General features: G+C 40.2%; 17 protein-coding genes. 8 read left to right on the top strand and 9 right to left on the bottom strand.

What is annotated here, in order from left to right; all coding sequences use genetic code 11:
- The first annotated feature begins 22 nt into the window (after nucleotides 1-22).
- A complete protein-coding gene (locus tag PIECOFPK_RS07325) occupies nucleotides 23-1,279 on the top strand; it encodes a homoserine dehydrogenase (protein WP_409965483.1) in 1,257 nt (418 codons plus the stop codon).
- An 86-nt stretch (nucleotides 1,280-1,365) separates the two neighbouring features.
- Complete coding sequence (locus PIECOFPK_RS07330) at nucleotides 1,366-2,589, top strand: proline dehydrogenase family protein (RefSeq protein WP_409965484.1); 1,224 nt, start codon at nucleotides 1,366-1,368, stop codon at nucleotides 2,587-2,589.
- Here the strand turns inward: PIECOFPK_RS07330 and PIECOFPK_RS07335 are convergent.
- On the bottom strand, nucleotides 2,586-3,026 hold the full coding sequence (locus tag PIECOFPK_RS07335) for a DUF6526 family protein (RefSeq protein ID WP_330974337.1): 441 nt from the start codon (nucleotides 3,024-3,026) through the stop codon (nucleotides 2,586-2,588). The two genes, PIECOFPK_RS07330 and PIECOFPK_RS07335, sit on opposite strands and share 4 nt — an antisense overlap.
- A 91-nt stretch (nucleotides 3,027-3,117) precedes the next feature.
- Between PIECOFPK_RS07335 and PIECOFPK_RS07340 the strand changes: the two genes are divergently transcribed.
- From PIECOFPK_RS07340 to PIECOFPK_RS07355, 4 genes are read left to right on the top strand one after another with little or no spacing between them, the layout of a single operon-like run.
- Entirely contained in the window at nucleotides 3,118-3,912 is a 795-nt protein-coding gene (locus PIECOFPK_RS07340; RefSeq protein ID WP_330974336.1) for a thymidylate synthase, read from the top strand.
- A gap of 41 nt (nucleotides 3,913-3,953) precedes the next feature.
- On the top strand, nucleotides 3,954-4,445 hold the full coding sequence (locus PIECOFPK_RS07345) for a dihydrofolate reductase (protein ID WP_330974335.1): 492 nt from the start codon (nucleotides 3,954-3,956) through the stop codon (nucleotides 4,443-4,445).
- A gap of 38 nt (nucleotides 4,446-4,483) precedes the next feature.
- Nucleotides 4,484-5,284, top strand: coding sequence for an O-methyltransferase (locus PIECOFPK_RS07350; protein ID WP_409965485.1), 801 nt, complete (start codon nucleotides 4,484-4,486; stop codon nucleotides 5,282-5,284).
- A gap of 9 nt (nucleotides 5,285-5,293) precedes the next feature.
- Entirely contained in the window at nucleotides 5,294-6,670 is a 1,377-nt protein-coding gene (locus PIECOFPK_RS07355) for a methyltransferase RsmF C-terminal domain-like protein (RefSeq protein WP_409965486.1), read from the top strand.
- A gap of 16 nt (nucleotides 6,671-6,686) precedes the next feature.
- On the opposite strand, the gene PIECOFPK_RS07360 is transcribed toward PIECOFPK_RS07355, so the two are convergent.
- The 5 genes from PIECOFPK_RS07360 to ahcY form a co-directional block, all read right to left on the bottom strand.
- Nucleotides 6,687-7,544 (bottom strand): type 1 glutamine amidotransferase, encoded by an 858-nt coding sequence (locus PIECOFPK_RS07360; RefSeq protein ID WP_330974332.1) that lies wholly within the window; start codon nucleotides 7,542-7,544, stop codon nucleotides 6,687-6,689.
- Between the two features lie 84 nt (nucleotides 7,545-7,628).
- The gene (locus PIECOFPK_RS07365) at nucleotides 7,629-8,135 is read right to left on the bottom strand and encodes a DUF4251 domain-containing protein (RefSeq protein WP_409965487.1); all 507 of its coding nucleotides are present in this window, start codon (nucleotides 8,133-8,135) and stop codon (nucleotides 7,629-7,631) included.
- A 442-nt stretch (nucleotides 8,136-8,577) separates the two neighbouring features.
- On the bottom strand, nucleotides 8,578-8,937 hold the full coding sequence (locus PIECOFPK_RS07370) for a hypothetical protein (RefSeq protein WP_409965488.1): 360 nt from the start codon (nucleotides 8,935-8,937) through the stop codon (nucleotides 8,578-8,580).
- 153 nt (nucleotides 8,938-9,090) lie between these two features.
- Nucleotides 9,091-9,399 carry a hypothetical protein gene (locus tag PIECOFPK_RS07375; RefSeq protein WP_409965489.1) on the bottom strand — a complete coding sequence of 103 codons (309 nt, stop codon included), beginning with the start codon at nucleotides 9,397-9,399 and terminating at the stop codon, nucleotides 9,091-9,093.
- Between the two features lie 161 nt (nucleotides 9,400-9,560).
- Nucleotides 9,561-10,889, bottom strand: coding sequence for an adenosylhomocysteinase (gene ahcY, locus PIECOFPK_RS07380; RefSeq protein ID WP_409965490.1), 1,329 nt, complete (start codon nucleotides 10,887-10,889; stop codon nucleotides 9,561-9,563).
- 191 nt (nucleotides 10,890-11,080) lie between these two features.
- Between ahcY and PIECOFPK_RS07385 the strand changes: the two genes are divergently transcribed.
- Together PIECOFPK_RS07385 and PIECOFPK_RS07390 are read left to right on the top strand one after the other, a co-directional pair.
- Nucleotides 11,081-11,581, top strand: a complete 501-nt coding sequence (locus PIECOFPK_RS07385) for an Lrp/AsnC family transcriptional regulator (protein ID WP_330974327.1) — start codon at nucleotides 11,081-11,083, stop codon at nucleotides 11,579-11,581.
- A gap of 63 nt (nucleotides 11,582-11,644) precedes the next feature.
- Nucleotides 11,645-12,472 (top strand): phosphatase PAP2 family protein, encoded by an 828-nt coding sequence (locus tag PIECOFPK_RS07390; RefSeq protein ID WP_330974326.1) that lies wholly within the window; start codon nucleotides 11,645-11,647, stop codon nucleotides 12,470-12,472.
- Here PIECOFPK_RS07390 and PIECOFPK_RS07395 read toward each other — a convergent pair.
- The 3 genes from PIECOFPK_RS07395 to PIECOFPK_RS07405 are packed head-to-tail and all read right to left on the bottom strand — an operon-like array spanning nucleotide 12,469 to nucleotide 19,264.
- A complete protein-coding gene (locus PIECOFPK_RS07395; protein ID WP_330974325.1) occupies nucleotides 12,469-14,781 on the bottom strand; it encodes a GAF domain-containing protein in 2,313 nt (770 codons plus the stop codon). The two genes, PIECOFPK_RS07390 and PIECOFPK_RS07395, sit on opposite strands and share 4 nt — an antisense overlap.
- Before the next feature lie 11 nt (nucleotides 14,782-14,792).
- Complete coding sequence (locus PIECOFPK_RS07400) at nucleotides 14,793-18,404, bottom strand: BamA/TamA family outer membrane protein (protein WP_409965491.1); 3,612 nt, start codon at nucleotides 18,402-18,404, stop codon at nucleotides 14,793-14,795.
- The gene (locus tag PIECOFPK_RS07405; RefSeq protein ID WP_409965492.1) at nucleotides 18,404-19,264 is read right to left on the bottom strand and encodes an SdiA-regulated domain-containing protein; all 861 of its coding nucleotides are present in this window, start codon (nucleotides 19,262-19,264) and stop codon (nucleotides 18,404-18,406) included. The genes PIECOFPK_RS07400 and PIECOFPK_RS07405 overlap by 1 nt, the downstream gene beginning before the upstream one ends.

Below are 19,264 nucleotides of genomic sequence, written 5' to 3' on the forward strand. Positions count from 1 at the left end.
AATTTATATAATCTATACATAAATGAGCAAACATAGACAGCTAGTAATAGGAATGTTTGGATTTGGAGTAGTGGGAGAAGGCTTGTACAGAGTGCTGGAACAAACCCCCTCCTTAAGTGCATACATTAAAAAAGTATGTATCAAGCATCCTGATAAAAAAAGAAATGCTCCTTCATCATTGTTCACAACTGATAAAGACGAAATACTGCAGGATGAAGAAATTAATGTTGTCGTAGAAGTTATCGATGATGCAAATGCAGCATTTGATATCGTAAAAACAGCATTGCTGAACAAAAAGGATGTAGTGAGCTCCAGTAAAAAGATGATAGCAGAGCATCTGCAGGAGTTATTGGAACTACAACAAAAAACCGGCCGTTCCTTCCTATATGAATCTTCCGCATGTGCATCCATTCCGGCTATTAGAAATCTGGAAGAATACTACGATAACGACTTATTACATAGTATCCGGGCTATTGTAAACGGCAGTACCAACTTTATTTTGACGAAGATGTTTGATGAGCGTCTTGGCTTCAGAGAGGCTTTATTACTAGCACAACAGCAGGGTTTTGCCGAAAGTAATCCTACGTTGGATGTGGAAGGATACGATGCACTGAACAAATGGACGATATTTTTATGTCATGCTTATGGGATTGTTACCACACCCGATCAAATTCTCTTTACAGGAATACAAAACATACATAAATCGGATGCGGCAGTGGCCAAGTCTCGAGGTCAACAGATAAGGCTGGTAGCACAAGCTAAAAAGCTGGTGGAAGGTGGCGTGGCTGCTTTTGTGCTGCCACAGTTCGTGACCGCCGATAATCCTTTATCGTTTGTAAGAAACGAATATAACGGAGTGGTGATAGAAAGCGGATTTGCCGATCAACAATTTTTCTATGGAAAAGGCGCAGGTAGTTTTCCTACAGCCTCAGCAGTATTGAGTGATTTGTCTGCACTTAGGTATGATTATAAATACGAATATAAAAAATTATATCATCATGAGCCCAACCAATTGAATGATGACATATATTTGCGCGTCTACGTAAGCTTCAGTGATATAAAATTTGTGCCCACCGATGATTTTGAATGGATAGAACAATGGCATGCTCAGGAAGACCGGAAATATCTCTCAGGAGTAATCGCGCTACTCAAACTTAAGAAAAACCCCTGGTGGAAAGAAAATGGCACTTCTTTAATACTAGAACCAGATTCTATTCTGGAAAGTATTGAGGAACGACGACTGAAAAAGAAAAGTCTAGAACTTGCAGGTTTGCTATAAACCGCATCTGAGAGGAAGAGACTTTACGACTTCTCTTCGTCATTTCATATAAATCTGAAGAGCGTAGCTGTATTTTTTAAAATAATATGGCTTCAATATCTTTTGACAACACGGAATTCGCATTTCGATACCTGTCGGATGCGGAGTTGAGGAGATCGTGTAGGTTATTCCGTATGATGAGTCTCCCTATGCTGGTGCAGGTGGGTACTACGCTAATTCCCTGGGCCATGAAAGTGGGATTACCGATTAGTGGCCTTATCCGGAAAACCATCTTCAGACAATTTACAGGTGGTGAAACGCTTGAGCAAACTGCAGCTGTAGCCCATACCTTGGGAAAGTTTCATGTAGATGTTATTCTTGACTATGGTGCTGAAGGAGGCGAAGGAAGCGAAGATGAGTATGATCATGCCGCTGCAGAGTTTTTGCGGGTAATCGATTATGCAGCCTCCCAGCCGAACATCCCGTTTATGAGTATAAAAATTACGGGGCTGGCTAGGTTTGCGTTGCTGGAGAAACTCGATACATTGATGCATAGTAAAAAGGGGTCTCTTATAAAGAGATATTTTTGTGCTCTAGAAGAAATTACACCCCAAGAACGCGAAGAATGGCATCGGGTAAGAACTCGCATGTTGCGTATTTGCGAGAGAGCTGCTAAGCAAAACGTAGGAGTATTGGTCGATGCAGAAGAGACGTGGATACAGGATCCTATAGATGCTTTAGTAATGTTGATGATGGATTCCTTTAATAAAGAAAAAGCCGTCATATTTAATACCATACAACATTACAGACATGATAGGCTGGCCTTTCTTCATGATTGTATTGAAGCCGGTAAAGAAAGAAAGTTTATAATGGGGGCCAAGCTGGTACGCGGTGCTTATATGGAAAAGGAAAGAAAGCGTGCTGAAAAGCTCAGGTATCCATCACCTATACAGCCGGATAAGGCTGCTAGCGATCGCGATTTTGATGCAGGTGTTACGCTATGTCTAAATAATCTGGACAAGGTATCCGTACTCATAGCTACTCACAACGAAAACAGTAATCTATTGGCAGTGCAGCAGATGGAAACAATGGGTATTGCATTCGACCATCCGCATGTGAACTTTAGCCAGTTATACGGAATGAGTGATAATATCACATTCAATCTGGCACAATTGGGGTGTAATGTGAGCAAATATTTGCCATTCGGACCGCTCAAAAGTGTTATCCCTTATTTGATGCGCCGTGCACAGGAAAATACGTCCGTAAAAGGACAAACCGGTCGGGAATTGAAATTGATTTTAAAAGAAATCCGTAGACGTAAAGGCGCTTAAACCCTTCGGTAATCGGCACGCCAGGTTTTGATAGAGCGCTTTATAGTTGCGGGATCGGTATTTTCATCCACAGCTTTCTGTAGTAAGAAAAGAAATTCTTCATCCGATGCAAATCTAAGCGCTGCAATTTGTTGAAAACTTAGCCGACGTTCCACTGGCTCAAAATCTTTCCCTGTAAGCTTGAAATACCTCAAATGCGTTTCTAGTACAACCATTCTATTTTGCAGCGTTAGGGCATAATGCTGTCTCAACATAAAGGATAACCCTATAATTAATGCTAGAATTATTGTAAGCATCCACCAAACAGCCGCTAGCTCACCCTCACTTTTGAGGGCTTTGTAAACTCCGAAAAAGAGTAGAAGACAGCTAATTGGGTAAAAAACGAAGTGATGCGGTATGTAGTAACGGACATGGTTGTTATAATTTTGTTCCGACATATTGTTTTTCTTAAAAATACACAATTAACAGCTTGCCCACATAAAAGTTTTTCCCTACCCACACAAGCGGTAGAATCATTATATTGCAGCCATGCAACAATACCTTCAGCTACTTCAGCATATTTTGGATAATGGTGTACAGAAAACCGATCGTACTGGTACAGGTACTATCAGTGTGTTTGGTTATCAAATGCGCTTCGACCTGCAAAAAGGTTTTCCCCTAGTTACTACTAAAAGAGTACATCTAAAAAGTATTATTTATGAGTTGTTATGGTTTTTGAGAGGGGATACGAATATCGGTTATCTGAAAGAACATGGTGTAACCATCTGGGATGAATGGGCTGATGAAAACGGTAATCTAGGTCCTGTATATGGCAAACAATGGCGTAGCTGGGAAGGGAAGGATGGTAAAGTGATTGATCAGATTAGTGAACTAGTTGAACAAATAAAGAAAACGCCGGATAGCCGCAGGCTGATTGTTAGTGCCTGGAATGTGGGGGAGCTTGCGGAAATGGCCTTGATGCCTTGTCATACGCTGTTCCAATTTTATGTGGCGAACGGAAGGCTTTCCTGTCAGCTCTACCAGCGGAGTGCTGATGTATTCTTAGGGGTGCCTTTCAATATAGCATCCTATGCATTACTTACCATGATGATTGCACAGGTTTGTGATTTGCAGCCAGGAGAGTTTATTCATACCTTTGGCGATGTACATATTTATAACAATCATCTGGAGCAGGTAAAGCTGCAGTTGAGTAGGGAGCCCTATCCATTACCTACCATGAAACTTAATCCGGAGGTGAAAAATATTTTCGACTTTCGGTACGAAGATTTTGTGTTGGAAGGATATCAGCATCATCCGGCAATTAAAGCTCCGGTTGCTGTATAAGGGCACTGAAACGGATTCGATTATTTTTAATTTTGTATTACATGAATATCTCTCTGGTAGTAGCAGCGTCCAACAACAACGTAATAGGTAAGGATAACGGGCTAGTGTGGAATCTGCCTGATGATATGAAGCATTTTAAAAATGTTACTTGGGGGATGCCTGTTGTGATGGGGCGTAAGACGTTTGAAAGTTTTAAACGACCTTTACCAGGAAGGAAAAATATTGTGCTAAGCAAGCAAAAGGATTTAAAGATTGAAGGTGCGATCGTACTGAATACAATGAAGGATGTAGAATTTTTGGTGAAGGAAATGGACGTGAAAGAGCTGATGGTAATTGGAGGCGGAGAGATTTATAAAATGTATTATCCCAAAGCTAACAAGATATATATGACTAGGGTGGATACGGTGATAGAAGGCGATACCTTTTTCCCACCTATTGATGAAAAAGAGTGGCGCTTGGTAAGCAGTATCAAGAATACCGCAGATGAACGTCATGCATACGATTTTACGTATGAGCTATGGGAAAGAAAATGATGTGAGTTTTTGTTGAACGTTTAAAAAAGACTGTACCCTTGGTATATTCACCATTACAAGCTGCAGCTAAGTATTTCCAATTTTACATACATGCTGCCAATAGTAAAGGGCATGGAACGCATTCGCCCTTTGTATTTGAATTTATCACAAAAGTGATGAACGATTTTACGAAGTATGAGGATTATGAAAGAGTAGAAGTGATACGTACCCGCATGTTGGCGGATAACACAGAACTTCTGATACAAGACTTAGGAGCTGGTTCTGCTATTACATCTTCCAACAGAAGAAGTGTGGCCTCTATCGCAAAAACTACAGTAAAACCTAGAAAGTTTGGTCAATTACTGTATCGTATGGTGAAGTATTATCAGCCACGCACTATACTGGAGCTAGGCACTTCTTTGGGTATTACTACCAGTTATTTGGCTTTAGCCAATCCGCAGGCCAAAGTGATCACTATTGAGGGAGCATCTACCATTGCTGCAAAAGCGCGTGAGAACTTTGCAGCTTTGGGTCTTACCAATGTTGAAAGTATTATAGGTAATTTTGATGATATATTGGAGTCTGTTTTAATGCAAAACCCAGGTATCGACTTTGTCTTTCTCGATGGTAATCATCGACAGGAGCCGACGGAAAGGTATTTCAGGCAGTTATTACCCCATGTGCATAATGATACATTGCTAATATTTGACGATATTCACTGGAGCAAAGAAATGGATAATGCCTGGGCTAATATTGTGCAACATGAAGCGGTGACCTGTGATATTGATTTGTTCTATATTGGCATCATTAGTTTTCGCAAAGAGTTTAAAGAAAAACAGCGTTTTGCTATTCGTTTTTAACTGATTTATTTGTTTCGAAAAGTGCAAATCCCTCAGCCATTAATTCAATCGTTGCAAGGTGTGGAAGGCTTTGATGAAGCGGCTTTTCTGAACGTGCATACATCGGCAACACCCATTACTTCCATTCGAGTTCATCCACAGAAGTCGGAAGCAATCCATGATATTTTCTCCGGCTCCATAGAAAGGGTTCCTTGGTCCTCTCATGGATATTATTTATCGGAACGTCCTTCATTTACATTTGATCCGTTATTTCATGCCGGTTGTTATTATGTGCAAGAAGCCAGCAGCATGTTTATAGAGCAGGTATTACAGCAAACGGTGGATTTATCCAAACCCTTAAAAATACTGGATCTATGTGCAGCGCCGGGAGGGAAATCTACACTTATTCAGTCCTTACTGTCCAAAAGCAGTCTGCTAGTAAGCAACGAGGTGATCCGGCAGCGTGTGAATGTATTGAAGGATAATATCGTGAAATGGGGATGTAACAATGTAATTGTAACCCATAATGATCCGCGTGATTTTGCTAAGCTCAAGGGGTTTTTCGATGTGATTGTAGTGGATGCACCTTGTAGCGGCAGTGGCTTGTTTAAAAAGGACGAAGATGCGATTAAGGAGTGGAGCGAAAATAACGTGATCCTGTGTAGTCAACGTCAGCAAAGGATTCTGGCCGATGTAATGCCCGCATTGAAGGAGAATGGGATTATAATCTACTCTACCTGCTCCTATTCGAAGGAGGAAGATGAGGATATACTGGATTGGCTGTCGACTGCATTCAGTTTGTCAAATATCCGTTTAGATACCAAGCCGGAATGGCATATTGTAGAAACGACATCTCAGCTACGTAATTATGGTTATCGTTTCTGGCCCCATCTATTACGTGGTGAAGGTTTTTTTGTTGCTGCTTTTCGGAAGAATGATGGTGAAAAGTTTAAGAATAAAACCCGCTTTGTAAGCCGGCCTGTAACGCGACAGTTGGCCATGCAGCTTGATTCGTGGATGGATATTTCGGAGCAAGAACTCCAGAATGTAAAAGGAAGTATTTATGCCTGGCCCAAAGTAATGTATGAAGATTATGATTTGTTACTACAGCATCTGAGGGTGGTTTATTCAGGTACGCTGGCAGGAGCATTGGTGCATAATAAATTTATTCCTGATCATGCGCTGGCCATGAGCCCACTCATTCATACTGAAGTATCGGGTACAGAAGTGGATGCCAGCACTGCTATTGCTTACCTACAAAGGAAGAATATTGAGATACCCGGACTTGATGCCGGCTGGAATGTTATCAGATATAGGGGGCATAACTTGGGTTGGGTAAATGTATTACCTACCCGCATCAATAATTATTATCCCAAGGAATTACGCATTCTCAAAGAAAAACCATAAGCTTATATCCAACGAATTATGTGGATGCCACCGCCGCCTCAACGCCCAAATGATTATAAGCTTCGTTAAGAAAATTGGGTATGAGATTTTTATTCGTCCAATGAATCTTATCAGGATCGTTGAGGTGTTCCAACATACGGGCTAATTTTTCAGGTCCGTGGTTTTGAATGACCGTTTCGCGTTTCTGTGGTTCTTGAAAATGCTGACTCATGCCTTCGGCATCTGCTTCTGGATGGAATTGTGTGCCGAAGATATAATCGCTGAAACGAATGCCCATTACTGCGCGCTCGTAGGGTACATGCGGACGTTCTTTTTCGATACAGGTGATATAGGCTCCCATATCGTGCAATAATTCGATATTGGGTTGTATTAACTGAAAATCTCTGCTATCTACTGCATAAAAAGGATTCTTCAAATTGCGGAAAACGGGATCTTCGACTGCCTCCGGAAGGATATGCACAGGAAAGGTCCCAAATGAAGTGGATTTTCTTTTGCAAATCAACCCGGCATTGAAATAACGAGCTGCCAGCTGGAAGGAATGACAGATCAGAAATACAAATTTTTTAATCGTATTATCCGGGTTATTATTCCATCGCACTACATCCCCTAACCAACGATTCCACTGTATATCCCAATCATCAAATCTTGTGCTTAAAGGGTCGCCGGGGCCACCACTGGAAATATAAATATCGTAAGAAAGATCAGGAATCTCGTTTTTCACACGTACGTCGAAAACATCGTATAGGATATCGACATTTTTTTCCGCCGCCCAGCGATGTACCACTTCTCTGATACAACGCATGCCCTGATTCGGATGTCCTGCGTTTAAGTCTAAAACCGCTATTTTTAGTGGTCTGTACTCCGTATCAAACATCTGGCAAAATTACAACCTTTTCGGCGGATGAAGGCGTTAAAACCCCATTAAATACTCACAAATGTGAAAAATTGTTGATATGAATTAAGGGGTTTCAATAATGCCATGATAGGAGATAGGGGTACGGTTAGTGCTGGTAATCTGTACCGAACCGTATCCTGAGGGTGAAATGGTGAGATAGATACTCTGTATTTCCGAAACATCTTGAGGCAAGATAGTGATATGAAAATTATTCTTACGAATATTCTTTTTATAGGTGAATTTAGTAGATGTAAATTGTATACCACCCTTGGTAGGATCTAACGGGGCAGTGAAGGCGCGACCAAAGAAAGGCAGGTAAGCCGTTACTGAATCAGGTGTAACTTTGAGATCGTACCTCGAAGTAAGTTGATACAAATTATTACCCTGAGGAAACATAAGACGCGGATTAAACCGGCTGTCTTCGGTAGGTACTACGCTTTGTGCAACGAATGTATAGCGCTGTTCATTGATCTTTTGCTCAATTTCGGCTTGTGTGGTAGCTGCATTCTGCGTAGATGCGCATCCCATCATGAGGAGGGCTATGGCTAATATGAAAATGATACGCTTCATAACTGCTTTTTTTATAAGATGAAATTTATGCTTTTTTACATAAATCAAAATGAGATTACCTAAGGTTTGATTATATACGACGCTTCTACATACTCCGGTACAATATATTAGATATCTTCAAAAGTGTAAGTTACTATATTGGGTCCGTTAGTAACCTGAGCTTTTTGTTATTGGCAATGAAGGAAAATTTACCTCCAGTTGCCACTGCCTAAGCCTACTTTGTTAATTTCCGTCAGCCTCTAGGCACCGACGAATGGGGTTTCATATCGTTCTATTGGAGCTTACTCGCTTTCTGTAATTGCCAGCCAAGTGATGAGCAGGGCCCACAAGGCTTTCATGAATGTAATTTATACTTTGACGCCTCAGGCGAAAAATGGGTTGTATAATAAAAGCCGCTAATAAAGCGGCTTTTGTAGGATTATGAAACAAAAGAGTGAAATTTTTACATTTCTTTTTCAATTGTAACTAACTTACTCTTTAGAATATCCACTGCTACATCTTGTTTTTTGATAGAGGCAGCCATAACAGGGATTAATGCTTTTTCATCAATTACTTTAATCACTTTTGTTCTATAAGCGTTTTTCCCGAATCTTTCATTTACTCTTTTTTCTTTTACAAGGGAAGGGAATAGGTTCTGAATATCCTTTGCTTTTAGTCCATATTCCTTGTTGTGATCCAATTTTAGTTCGCTAATCAGGTGCACATTAGGATCGAGTTTGATGACTTTATTTGGATTATCAACCTGAGCGAAAATGAATGTAGTTGTGAATAAACATGTCAATGCGAAAAATATCCGTTTCATCTGTATTAAATTTTTAAAGGTTATATATTAGAGCCATATTTATATCTGATAATATTGCAGTATACTTGTTTATTGAAAGTTTACTGCACGCAGATACAGTTACATAATTTACAATTGCGTATCGGGAGGATACTTGGAAAGTAGTCCTATAGATTAGGAATGAGAGAATTTGGGAGGTGGGGTAATGGTTCCGGTATAAGCTGTACCGATATAGGGAGGTTGATAAATAGGTCTTTCGGCTAATTGAGGTTCGGGAAAATGTGGTAAAGCGAATGTTTCGGTTATTAGTTTTTGCTCATGTTCAGTTCCTCTTTCTTCCAGAGATCTTTCTGCATTTTCCGATTCACATTCACAAATTGTTTCTTGTTGTGTGTAAATAATGTGCAAGTCTGCAACTACCTCTTTATAAGCAAAGAGTGTTAAGAGAAAGATAGCAATGATATATAAAATCGTACTCCGCATCGGTCTAAAGCAAAGCTAACAGATATCAGTTTTTTGTGAAAAAAATCCAATCTGTTTTTTTTGTAAAAAATTAAAAACCCGTCCTTTTGAGACGGGTTTAAATAATTGAAAATCAATTAAATGAAATTCATTTTGTTAGCTAAAATGAATTGCGAAAAATATTAATATCTATAAAAATCCGGTTTGAATGGTCCTTCTTTAGGAATGCCGAGGTAAGCGGCTTGTTTATCGCTTAAAACATCCAATTCTACACCGATTTTTGCTAAATGTAAGCGAGCAACTTTTTCATCTAGGTGCTTAGGTAACACATATACTTTATTTTCATATTTGCTGTGGTTGTTCCACAGTTCTATTTGTGCCAGTGTCTGATTAGTGAAAGAGTTACTCATAACAAAACTAGGATGACCGGTAGCGCAACCTAAGTTTACCAAACGACCTTCGGCCAGCAGGATGATGTCTTTACCATCTACATTATAAATATCCACTTGAGGTTTGATGGTGTCTCTGGTATGCCCATAATTTTCGTTCAGCCATGCTACATCAATTTCCACATCAAAGTGGCCGATATTACATACGATGGCTTTATCCTTCATGAGTTTGAAGTGTTCGCCTGTGATCAGATCGCAGCACCCTGAAGCAGTAACGATGATATCGGCTTCTTTTACTGCATCAATCATTTTTTTCACTTCATAACCGTCCATAGCGGCCTGAAGCGCACATATCGGATCTACTTCGGTAACAATGACGCGGCATCCGGCACCTGCTAGCGACGCAGCAGAACCTTTACCCACATCACCATACCCACCTACTACAGCCACTTTACCGGCCAGCATGATATCGGTAGCACGACGGATAGCATCCACTAGCGATTCTTTACAACCGTATTTGTTATCGAATTTGGATTTAGTTACTGAGTCGTTTACATTAATGGCCGGAATAGGTAAAGTTCCCTTAGCCATGCGCTCGTATAAGCGATGCACACCGGTGGTGGTTTCCTCACTAATACCTTTTACATGAGGTACCAGTTCGGGGTATTTATCCAGTACCATATTGGTAAGATCGCCACCGTCGTCCAAAATCATGTTCAACGGACGGTCGGGACTACCAAAGAATAAGGTTTGCTCTATACACCAATCTGCTTCTTCCTGAGTTTGACCTTTCCATGCAAATACGCTAATGCCGGCAGCGGCAATAGCAGCAGCTGCATGGTCCTGAGTAGAGAAGATGTTGCATGAACTCCATCTTACCTCAGCTCCCAGTACTACTAGGGTTTCAATCAGTACGGCGGTTTGTATGGTCATGTGCAAACAGCCTGCAATACGCGCGCCCTTTAGCGGTTGAGAAGGACCGTATTCTTCACGTAAAGCCATTAAGCCTGGCATTTCAGCTTCTGCAAGACGAATTTCCTTGCGACCCCAATCGGCCAGTGAAATGTCTTTTACTTTATACTTCAGGTCAAAGTCGATTTGCGATTTTGTTGTAGTAGACATATGTAACGTTATGTTTAAATTTTAATTATCTAATGAAAATTGCTCTAAGGTTTGATGCGTATTGTGATACACTCCACCCCCTTGAAAAGCATCTGCAAAATTACTTCTAAAGAACAAAATAATAGGTATAATTTGATATTTTAGGATAAAATAATGTAAATTGATATTATTTTAGGAAAATATAATGTTTTATGTCTAAAACTAAAACGATAAAAGAAAAAGTTACTACAGAGCCTCTTGTGCTAGATGATAAAGACTGGGCTATACTAAAATTATTGCAACATAACGCGCGGATTACCGTAAGAGAAATTGCAGATCAAATACACCTGAGTACTACACCTGTTCATGACCGCATCCGACGACTGGAGCAGCAGGGCATTATTGCTCAGTATACAGCTTTATTAAATGCGGCCAAATTGGGTAAAAAACTGATGGTGATTTGTCATGTATCGCTCCGGGTGCACAGTAAAATTGCCGGTTCCAAATTTATCAAGGCTATCATGGATATGCCAGAAATTTTGGAATGCTATAGTATTTCTGGAGAATTTGATTTCTTATTAAAAGTGCTTACTACGGATATGGAATCTTACTATGATTTTCATGTAAACAAACTCAGTCAAATTGATAATGTAGGTCATGTACAAAGCACTTTTGTAATGGGTATAGTGAAGCAGACACACCAGCTTATATAAAACATATTGCTGAAGTAGAAAGTGTATCTCTTGCTTGTATATTTGTGATTGAAAATTACTTTGATGAAAAAGGCTTTATATGTGCGGATATTGTTGGTAGGATGCTGGTTTCTTTTTTGTAAAGCAGTAATAGCACAAGTAGACAGCATAACTTCCCCTATCGCTCTATCCGATACTCTTGAAGAAGCCACAACGACTCCCCATTACAAGCTCAACAAAGATTACTTAAATAGCTTTATTCCTGCAGTAAAATATACTATTACGAGACCCGCTCATTGGACTAAACGCGACTGGATGCGATTTTCAATAGTGATGGCGGGAACGGGTGGGCTGTTACTGGCAGACTGGGAAATTCGGAATGTAGTACAACATAATCGTTCCAATGCCGTAGAAAGCATTGCTAATGTAGTAGAGCCTTTCGGTAATACTTATGGTCTTTATATTTTTCCGGCAATGTATGCAGTGGGGGCGCTGGCACATCAGCCTAAGATAGAATCCGCTGGTCTCACCGGTGCCAAGTCATTAGTAATATCGACTGTAATGTACACAGCTGCAAAAAAGTTGATTCGTCGTAACCGTCCTGATGCCACCAATTCTTCCTGGGATTATGCATTACCCTTTACAAAGAAAGGGTATACCTCATCCCCCAGTGGCCATAGCAATACGATTTTTACCGTGGCTACCGCTTTATCGCTCGAATTTCAGGAGCATAAATGGGTAGCGCCTGTAGCATATACTATCGCTTCTGTGACAGCTGTATCGCGTATTTATCATAACAGGCATTGGGCCAGTGATGTACTGTTAGGCTCAGTAATGGGACATTTTGTTACTAAAGCCGTATGGCAGGCCAGTCAAAAGAAAACACGCAGGGCAGTGCGTACATATTTTTAAGATGCTACTGTCACACGTAATGCTTTCAATCCACTGATGCCTTGCAAATCTTCGAGTAGTAAATATTCGAGATTAGAAAAATGTCCTCTCTTTATTTCAGCATGCAGTAAGTCTACATAATCTTCCACATCTGCTTCGTTGATATAAATAATAGCAATTTTACCGGGTTGTGTAAGACGCTCCTTGGTATCGCGAATATGTACTTTATCTACACGTTTTTTGATCATCTGATAGTGGATATTGTAGGCTCCTTCCACATCGAAGCGTTTCTCATCTTCCCTAAAGGTGATATCAATTACATCACTATTCACAAAAATTAGCTGTGTTGATTGAAGTGGTACCAATAAGGAGTGCTGTTGTTCTGCATTTAATAGTGCTATCTTACGCATATACTCCAGCTGTATGATGTGCAACTGATGGAGATGGTCTTTGGTAAAAGGTTTTTGCGGATTGATGGATTGCCCCACGTATATATCATATTCAATTCCATCGGTGCGAAATTTATTGTAGTATGCCGGATATACCTGCTGCATTTTTTTATTCATTTCATTGAGCAGGTTATCGATGCCTGCCACTGTTTGCTGCATGGAAAGCTCTAGGTTGCGGCGGTTAATGCTACAGGGGCCATTTACAGGATCTATTGCGTCAAGATAAGCTTTACATATATCAGCAGCCTGGGGATGTTCTACCATCACCTTTTGTAACAACTGGTAAAGTGCTTTATCCAAAGCATGTGATAGGGATATCGTTTCGCTGCTAATAGGTCGGTCTATGTTATTGTCTTTTAAAAATTCGGTTTGTTGCTGCATCAGTTGTTGCACATACGGTAGTCCAAAAGGTTTTAGTTCATTAGCTGTTTTCTGTAACCATTTCAACTGCAATTGCCAGTCGGCCCTTATGGCATTATTGCGCAGTAGTGATGAGTTGCGGATGTCTACTGCACCATAAAAGGGATATATCGATTCAAAAACGATGGGTACTTTTCGAATGACTTTGCCATGCGTACGCTCTTGTATAAGATATTCTAGAGCGGCTTCATCAAATTTCCATGCGATTGAAGGTTGAATGACGGTGAACCTTTCAGAAATGATTTGACGAAGATCATGTTCAAACAGTTCAACGCCTACTCTCATCAATTGAGCAAATTCTAAGTTCAATCTTTCGAGAGTTCTGATACGCTCTGGAGTAATAACTCCCGGCTCCACAGAAAATAGCTCTAAAGCACCGTACACTTTTTGTTGAAAGAAAATAGGAACCACAGCGTAGGTGCGGTAGGGAGTATTTCGTAATAATTTTTCCAGAAATGCATAGCGGGAAGGGGTGCCCTGCGTATCATTTATAACAATGGGCTTTTTATGGGTTTCAAGCAGATTAAAAAATGTTTGAATTTCGTTTTCACTTAAATCGGCACAACCTAATAGATTTTTCCTAGTTTTCCATACGATCTTCTTGTTGAGGATGGCAAAAGGAGGAAGGCTTATTTCTATTTTATTAGATCCTAAAAGAGATTTTACAGATATCCGTAGATCTTCAAAAATAGAAGTCTTTTGAGCGCCTTCTTCTTTAAGCTTTAATAAACGCTCCTTAATGTGTAAAATGCTTTGTTGTTCGGTTACATCAGCAATACTTACAATACCAAATCCACGAAATCGAAAAAGTGAAAGGGGAAGTTTCCTCAGCATATACCGAACAAAGAGGGCGTCATCAGTAATGCCAAGAATTTTATGTTCATTTAGTTCAGGCAGATGCTGCTCGTATTTAATATCAATAAATCTATGATCAAAGATGATTTTGTAAAAACGATATAAACCTGTTTGAGGATCGATATAGCGATAGATAAAATCCTCTTGAGATGCGAAACTGATGTTATATACCTGATGGAGTATGGTTTGGTAAATGTTTTTTAACCCTCCCAAGCTTATTTCCCAGAAGTTAGATTCGAATTCAGGTTTGAGCCATGCCGTATGTTCATCAATGAATGAATTGTATAAAGAAGGTGTTCCGTATGCAAAGCATCTCGTAAAAGGTGCTGTAATCCCCCAAATATCCTTATTACCATCGAGCGTAATATTGGTGAGGCTTACATACAAAATATCCAGTAATTCCTTATAACGAGGTAATTCTTCGTCTGAGATATCTCTTTCATGTACGCCGGCTTCTTCTATCTGATCTGCAAAATATTCCAGCATGCCTTTTTTGGCATCATTAGTTTCACTGGCTTTTTTTCTCAGAAATTGATAGAAAGGAGCAAAGGAAAAACTGGTATCAATTTTTGTATAATCTATATATTTACTTACGAGTGTTTTCATTATTCATCTGGTTAAAATCTGAAACCCATGGTAAAATGCGGGTACCAACCCTCCTTTGAATATCCTGCCAATAACTGAAATACTGCAATATTTGCAGGTGCATAGTAGAGACCTCCACCCACACCTTGATGAAGAGCCTTGTTAGATCCTGAAGGCCATACTTTTCCGATATCGTAGAATAACGTAGCACCAAGTTGACCTGGCAGGATATAACTGCCAATTTGTGCCATACGCAGTCTTAATTCCAGATTATTGTAAAAAGCATGATTGCCAGCAAACCGATAGTTACGGAACCCCCGCAAATTATCATTACCTCCCAAAAACAAGGATTGGTAAAATGCGGCATGTCCCAAGGTAACCCCTCCGCCTACACGATTCGCTACAATAGCTGATGCCTCCTGGTTCAATGGTAAGTAAAATGTAATGTCGGATGTTGCTTGTATCAGTGATTGGCTATAACTATTTAAACCTCTATAACCTTTTACTAGTAATAATATGTTACCTCCTTTGGAAGGAAAGATTGCGTGGTTGCGGCTGTCCTTCTCATATGCAAAAATTGCACCTAGGTAGGCTTTAGATTTAGTAAGCGTGGCACTGTCATAACTCTGTAATGTATGATTGAGAATGAAGCGTCCTTTATTATCCTCCGCTTTCATGTTGTAAAGCTGTAGGCTGGGACCAAACCGAAGGATGGTATGATCCTTTTTTCGCCATCTGAATAAAGGATCCACCTGCGCGAGGGTATAGCGGCTGCGGTAATATTGGATAGGATGGTTCTTGTCGTACTCTGTATCATTACCAATTCCGAAGAAATTATGTGTATTATGTGGCGCATAAGTGAACGCGCGTAATTCGATATCGGTTTTGCGGAATACTTCTATCCAGTCAGCTTTCAGCTTAGCCTGTAGGGCCCCTGTAGACAGGGCTCCGGATACCACTAGCTGTAGTGAGCTACTATACGGCTGCTTTCTGAAACCTTTTTGATGCACATGGCGGAATCCTGCTCCGAGAATAAGTCCATCATCAATATTATATCCACCGGTAATAAGGGGCATGGTATAAGAATATAGGTTTACAGGAACGAAAGCTGTTTGCAAAGAGTCGTCATGAAGTCTTTTGCGAATTCTTTGCTCATAGCCTTCGTAGCTCATACCCTTGGTATGATTATAAAGTCGTATTTTCTTACCGGGTTGTGTTATTATCATGTGCTTCTCCCCCTGTCCGCCTATAATTCTTAATTTGATGGGTGAGTCACTGTAATCAATCTTTAAAGTATCATTGCCGGCTCCGGTGTATAATCGTATTTCTTTTGTAATCTTAGGATCATATACATGGTCCAGTAGTTTACTCTTTATTAAACCTTCTTTATTGATTTTTCTAATTGTAAAATGCAAACCACCATTGGGTGCGTCTTCTAATACAATGTATTCGTGCTTATCACTCAAATGCAGGTCTACAATTTGTTGCGAAAAGGTGTAGTACTTATCCATAGCGGCGGGAAGCTGGTCCCGGCGCTTTTTCATTTTTTCAGCTAGCTCTTGTCCTCGTATGTTACGTGAAGATTCTGGTAGTTGATTTATGGCTACATCAATAACTGAATCTGTGATTTTTTGTACAAAGTCTGTTGCCATGTGGTTCCACTCCGTTCTACTAAACTGAAACTCTGGAAATGGCTGTATAAAGCGATGTTTGAATAGAGAATATTTTATTGATGGGATGATGCTGTCAAATCCTTGGAAAGTAGGCAGTAGCCAGCTTCGGGAGAGTAGTTTAGGAATGAAACCGTTATTGATTTTTAATGCTTGGTCCCTATCTCTGGGCACGGGAGTGTAATCTTTATCTTTTCCGTTGCTTACGTTGCGCCAGCGCCATTGATCTTCGTGTCGATCCCAGTCTGATACCAGTGCATCCAGCATCATCGCACGAAAGAAAGTTTTTGCTTTAAAAGTGTTATCGTTGTCTTTTATCAATGCTTTGATGAATTTTTCGGAATTGTCTGATTTCCCCAGCGGTTCTCTTTCTTCAAGCAACGCTATTCTACCAGTCATGAGATTGCTATAAATGCTTAGATTAGGATCGGGGGCTACTACACCAATTACAGGATTGGCATGTGGTACTTTAACTGCATCTGCTAAAGGAGGTATAATCAGAGCAGCGTAGGGATGTTGCCCGCTCATGTAGTCATCCACCAGTTTGGTGGCAAAGGTAGAGCGTAGCCCTTCAGGCAAAATAGCATCGGCTACCTTATTGACACTGCGCAATACCCATTGTTTTCCACTAGTGTCGGCAAGGCGCAATGATACAGTTTGCATACCACCACCTTTCTGTAAAGGTGTTAAGCCTCCCTGTAATTGACTTAAGCGAAAGACTGGAAGCTTGGTAGGGGCAGCCCATTCTTTCCGGTAATTTTCGCCAAATATTTTTCGATGCAATTTGCCCACCTTGTCATATTTGGGGTTGGCGGCAATGCTCACACTATCGTTATTTAATAAATATTCGTATTGCGCATTTATAATTTGTTCCTGATCTATAAACTTGGTCGTATGCTTGTACGTGGGTTGAAGCGCTCCAGAATGCTGATAAGTATAAAACTCAATCTCGGAAGTTTTATCATTGAAAATATCTACTATTACAAATCCCTCTCCGGCATGTGCAAATAATGAACGGGCTGCTTTTTTTACATGAGTACTTTTGGAGCCGCCTCCACTTACAATTTGCAAGCCGTTATCATTGATGAGCTGTAGGCTGTGTTCATGTCCCGCAACTTTTATGACATTGGCAAAACCGTCTATTGTTGAAGTTATCTGCTTGATAAAGTGCTGATATTGGGGATGAGGGATGTCTTCTGCGTTGATGAAAACGGTCTTACGTAATAAGGGATATAGTGAGCCTACTACAGGGAGCGGGATATAGATATGGGGATTGAGAGCAGTTAAGGGGAAAATATGTTCCTTTAAGCTGAATTTTCCTCCATGTTCTCCATAGCTTTGGAAAGGGTGGTGGCTTGCCAAAAAGATTATTTTATTCTTGTGTTCCCACAATAAGGTGGCGAGTTGATCTAATACATCTTGTTCTGTATCGCATTCACAAATGTCATCACTACGTTTCTTCTTGTAAGGGAATAGCCACCATTCAGAGTCGTAGGCAATTACTACGGCTTCATCCCCAAAGGGAATAGCAATGGGGTCGGGACAGCCATTTTTAGGAATCATCTGTAATAGAGAATCTTTCTGTGCCGCAATAAAATCATTTTGCGCCCTGATTTTTTCTAATCCTTTTTTACCCATTCGGTCCCAGTCATGATTGCCGGGAATGAAATAAACCGGCACATTCTTGCTTCTAAAAGGTTCGAACTGCGAGCGCAATATTTGTTGATCTTCTATAACAGCATTGTCTCTCTCCATATTCATGCCACGTGGGTAAATATTATCTCCTAGGTAAAAGACAGAAGTCTTTTCTGGTATTACTTTTCCTGCAGCCGCAGTAATGACAGCCTGTTGTTTAGGATTGATTTCTCCCGCATCGCCAATGAAAATAAGTCGGTGTTTCAATTGCGGCTGAGCGGTGACTGCAAGGTCAAAGTTTATAATGGCCAACAGTATGTATATGAGTCGCTGTAACATTATCTATCGTTTGAATAATGAAACTTTAAAATTCTTGCAGATTGCAATTCATCTCCCTCGCTACTGATATACATATTTCCGTACTTATCAAATGCTAGCCCTTCTGGTTGCATAAGGGTTTTTCTGTCTAGTGGATATATGCCGGATACTTCCCAATTGTTGTTAACTACAATCAGAGATTTGTTTACCGATGAAATAATGTAAAAATCTTGGGTTAGAGGATGTCTAGCCAGCGCAGAAGGTTGAAATGCAATGTTATTGTTGGCGTATTCTAATATTTTCTCGGTAGACATTATATGCTTTTTTACAGGAGTTAATTCGCCATTGATAAATTGCAACTGATAAATGGAGAGCTGCTTATTCTTTTTGTCGCCTTTGCAACTTTTACACATGGCATAATAACTTCCTGTAAGCGAATCGGCAAAAAGTCCCTCGTATTCTCCTTTGGGCAATATTTTCTTGTAGATTGCGAAAGGTTGTGATCGACGATTATGAAGATCGCTCAATGTGAATCCATAAAAGGACCCATCAGATTGAAGCACTAAGAGCGTGTCATTCTGAATAGCGATGTCTTCAAAATCGCCAGGGATGCCGAAATCTGAAGTATGATATTTTTCGGATGCTAATTCAACCTTAAAAATAATGCCATCCTCATCTTGATTGACATATATCGAGTCGAATTTTCCCGGTGCAAACGCAATGCCAGATACTTCCAGTAATACATCTGGTAATAATATTTTTTCAAATACGGATAAATCATAGCCTGGTGGCGATGTTGCAGTGTTCTCACTTTTATTACCACAGGCCACTATGATGCTTACGCATAAGATAATTGTTGCAAAAAATTTTTTACAGTTCAT

This window comes from Chitinophagaceae bacterium C216 (assembly GCA_028485475.2).
GTDB classification, from domain to species: Bacteria; Bacteroidota; Bacteroidia; order Chitinophagales; family Chitinophagaceae; genus Niabella; species Niabella composti.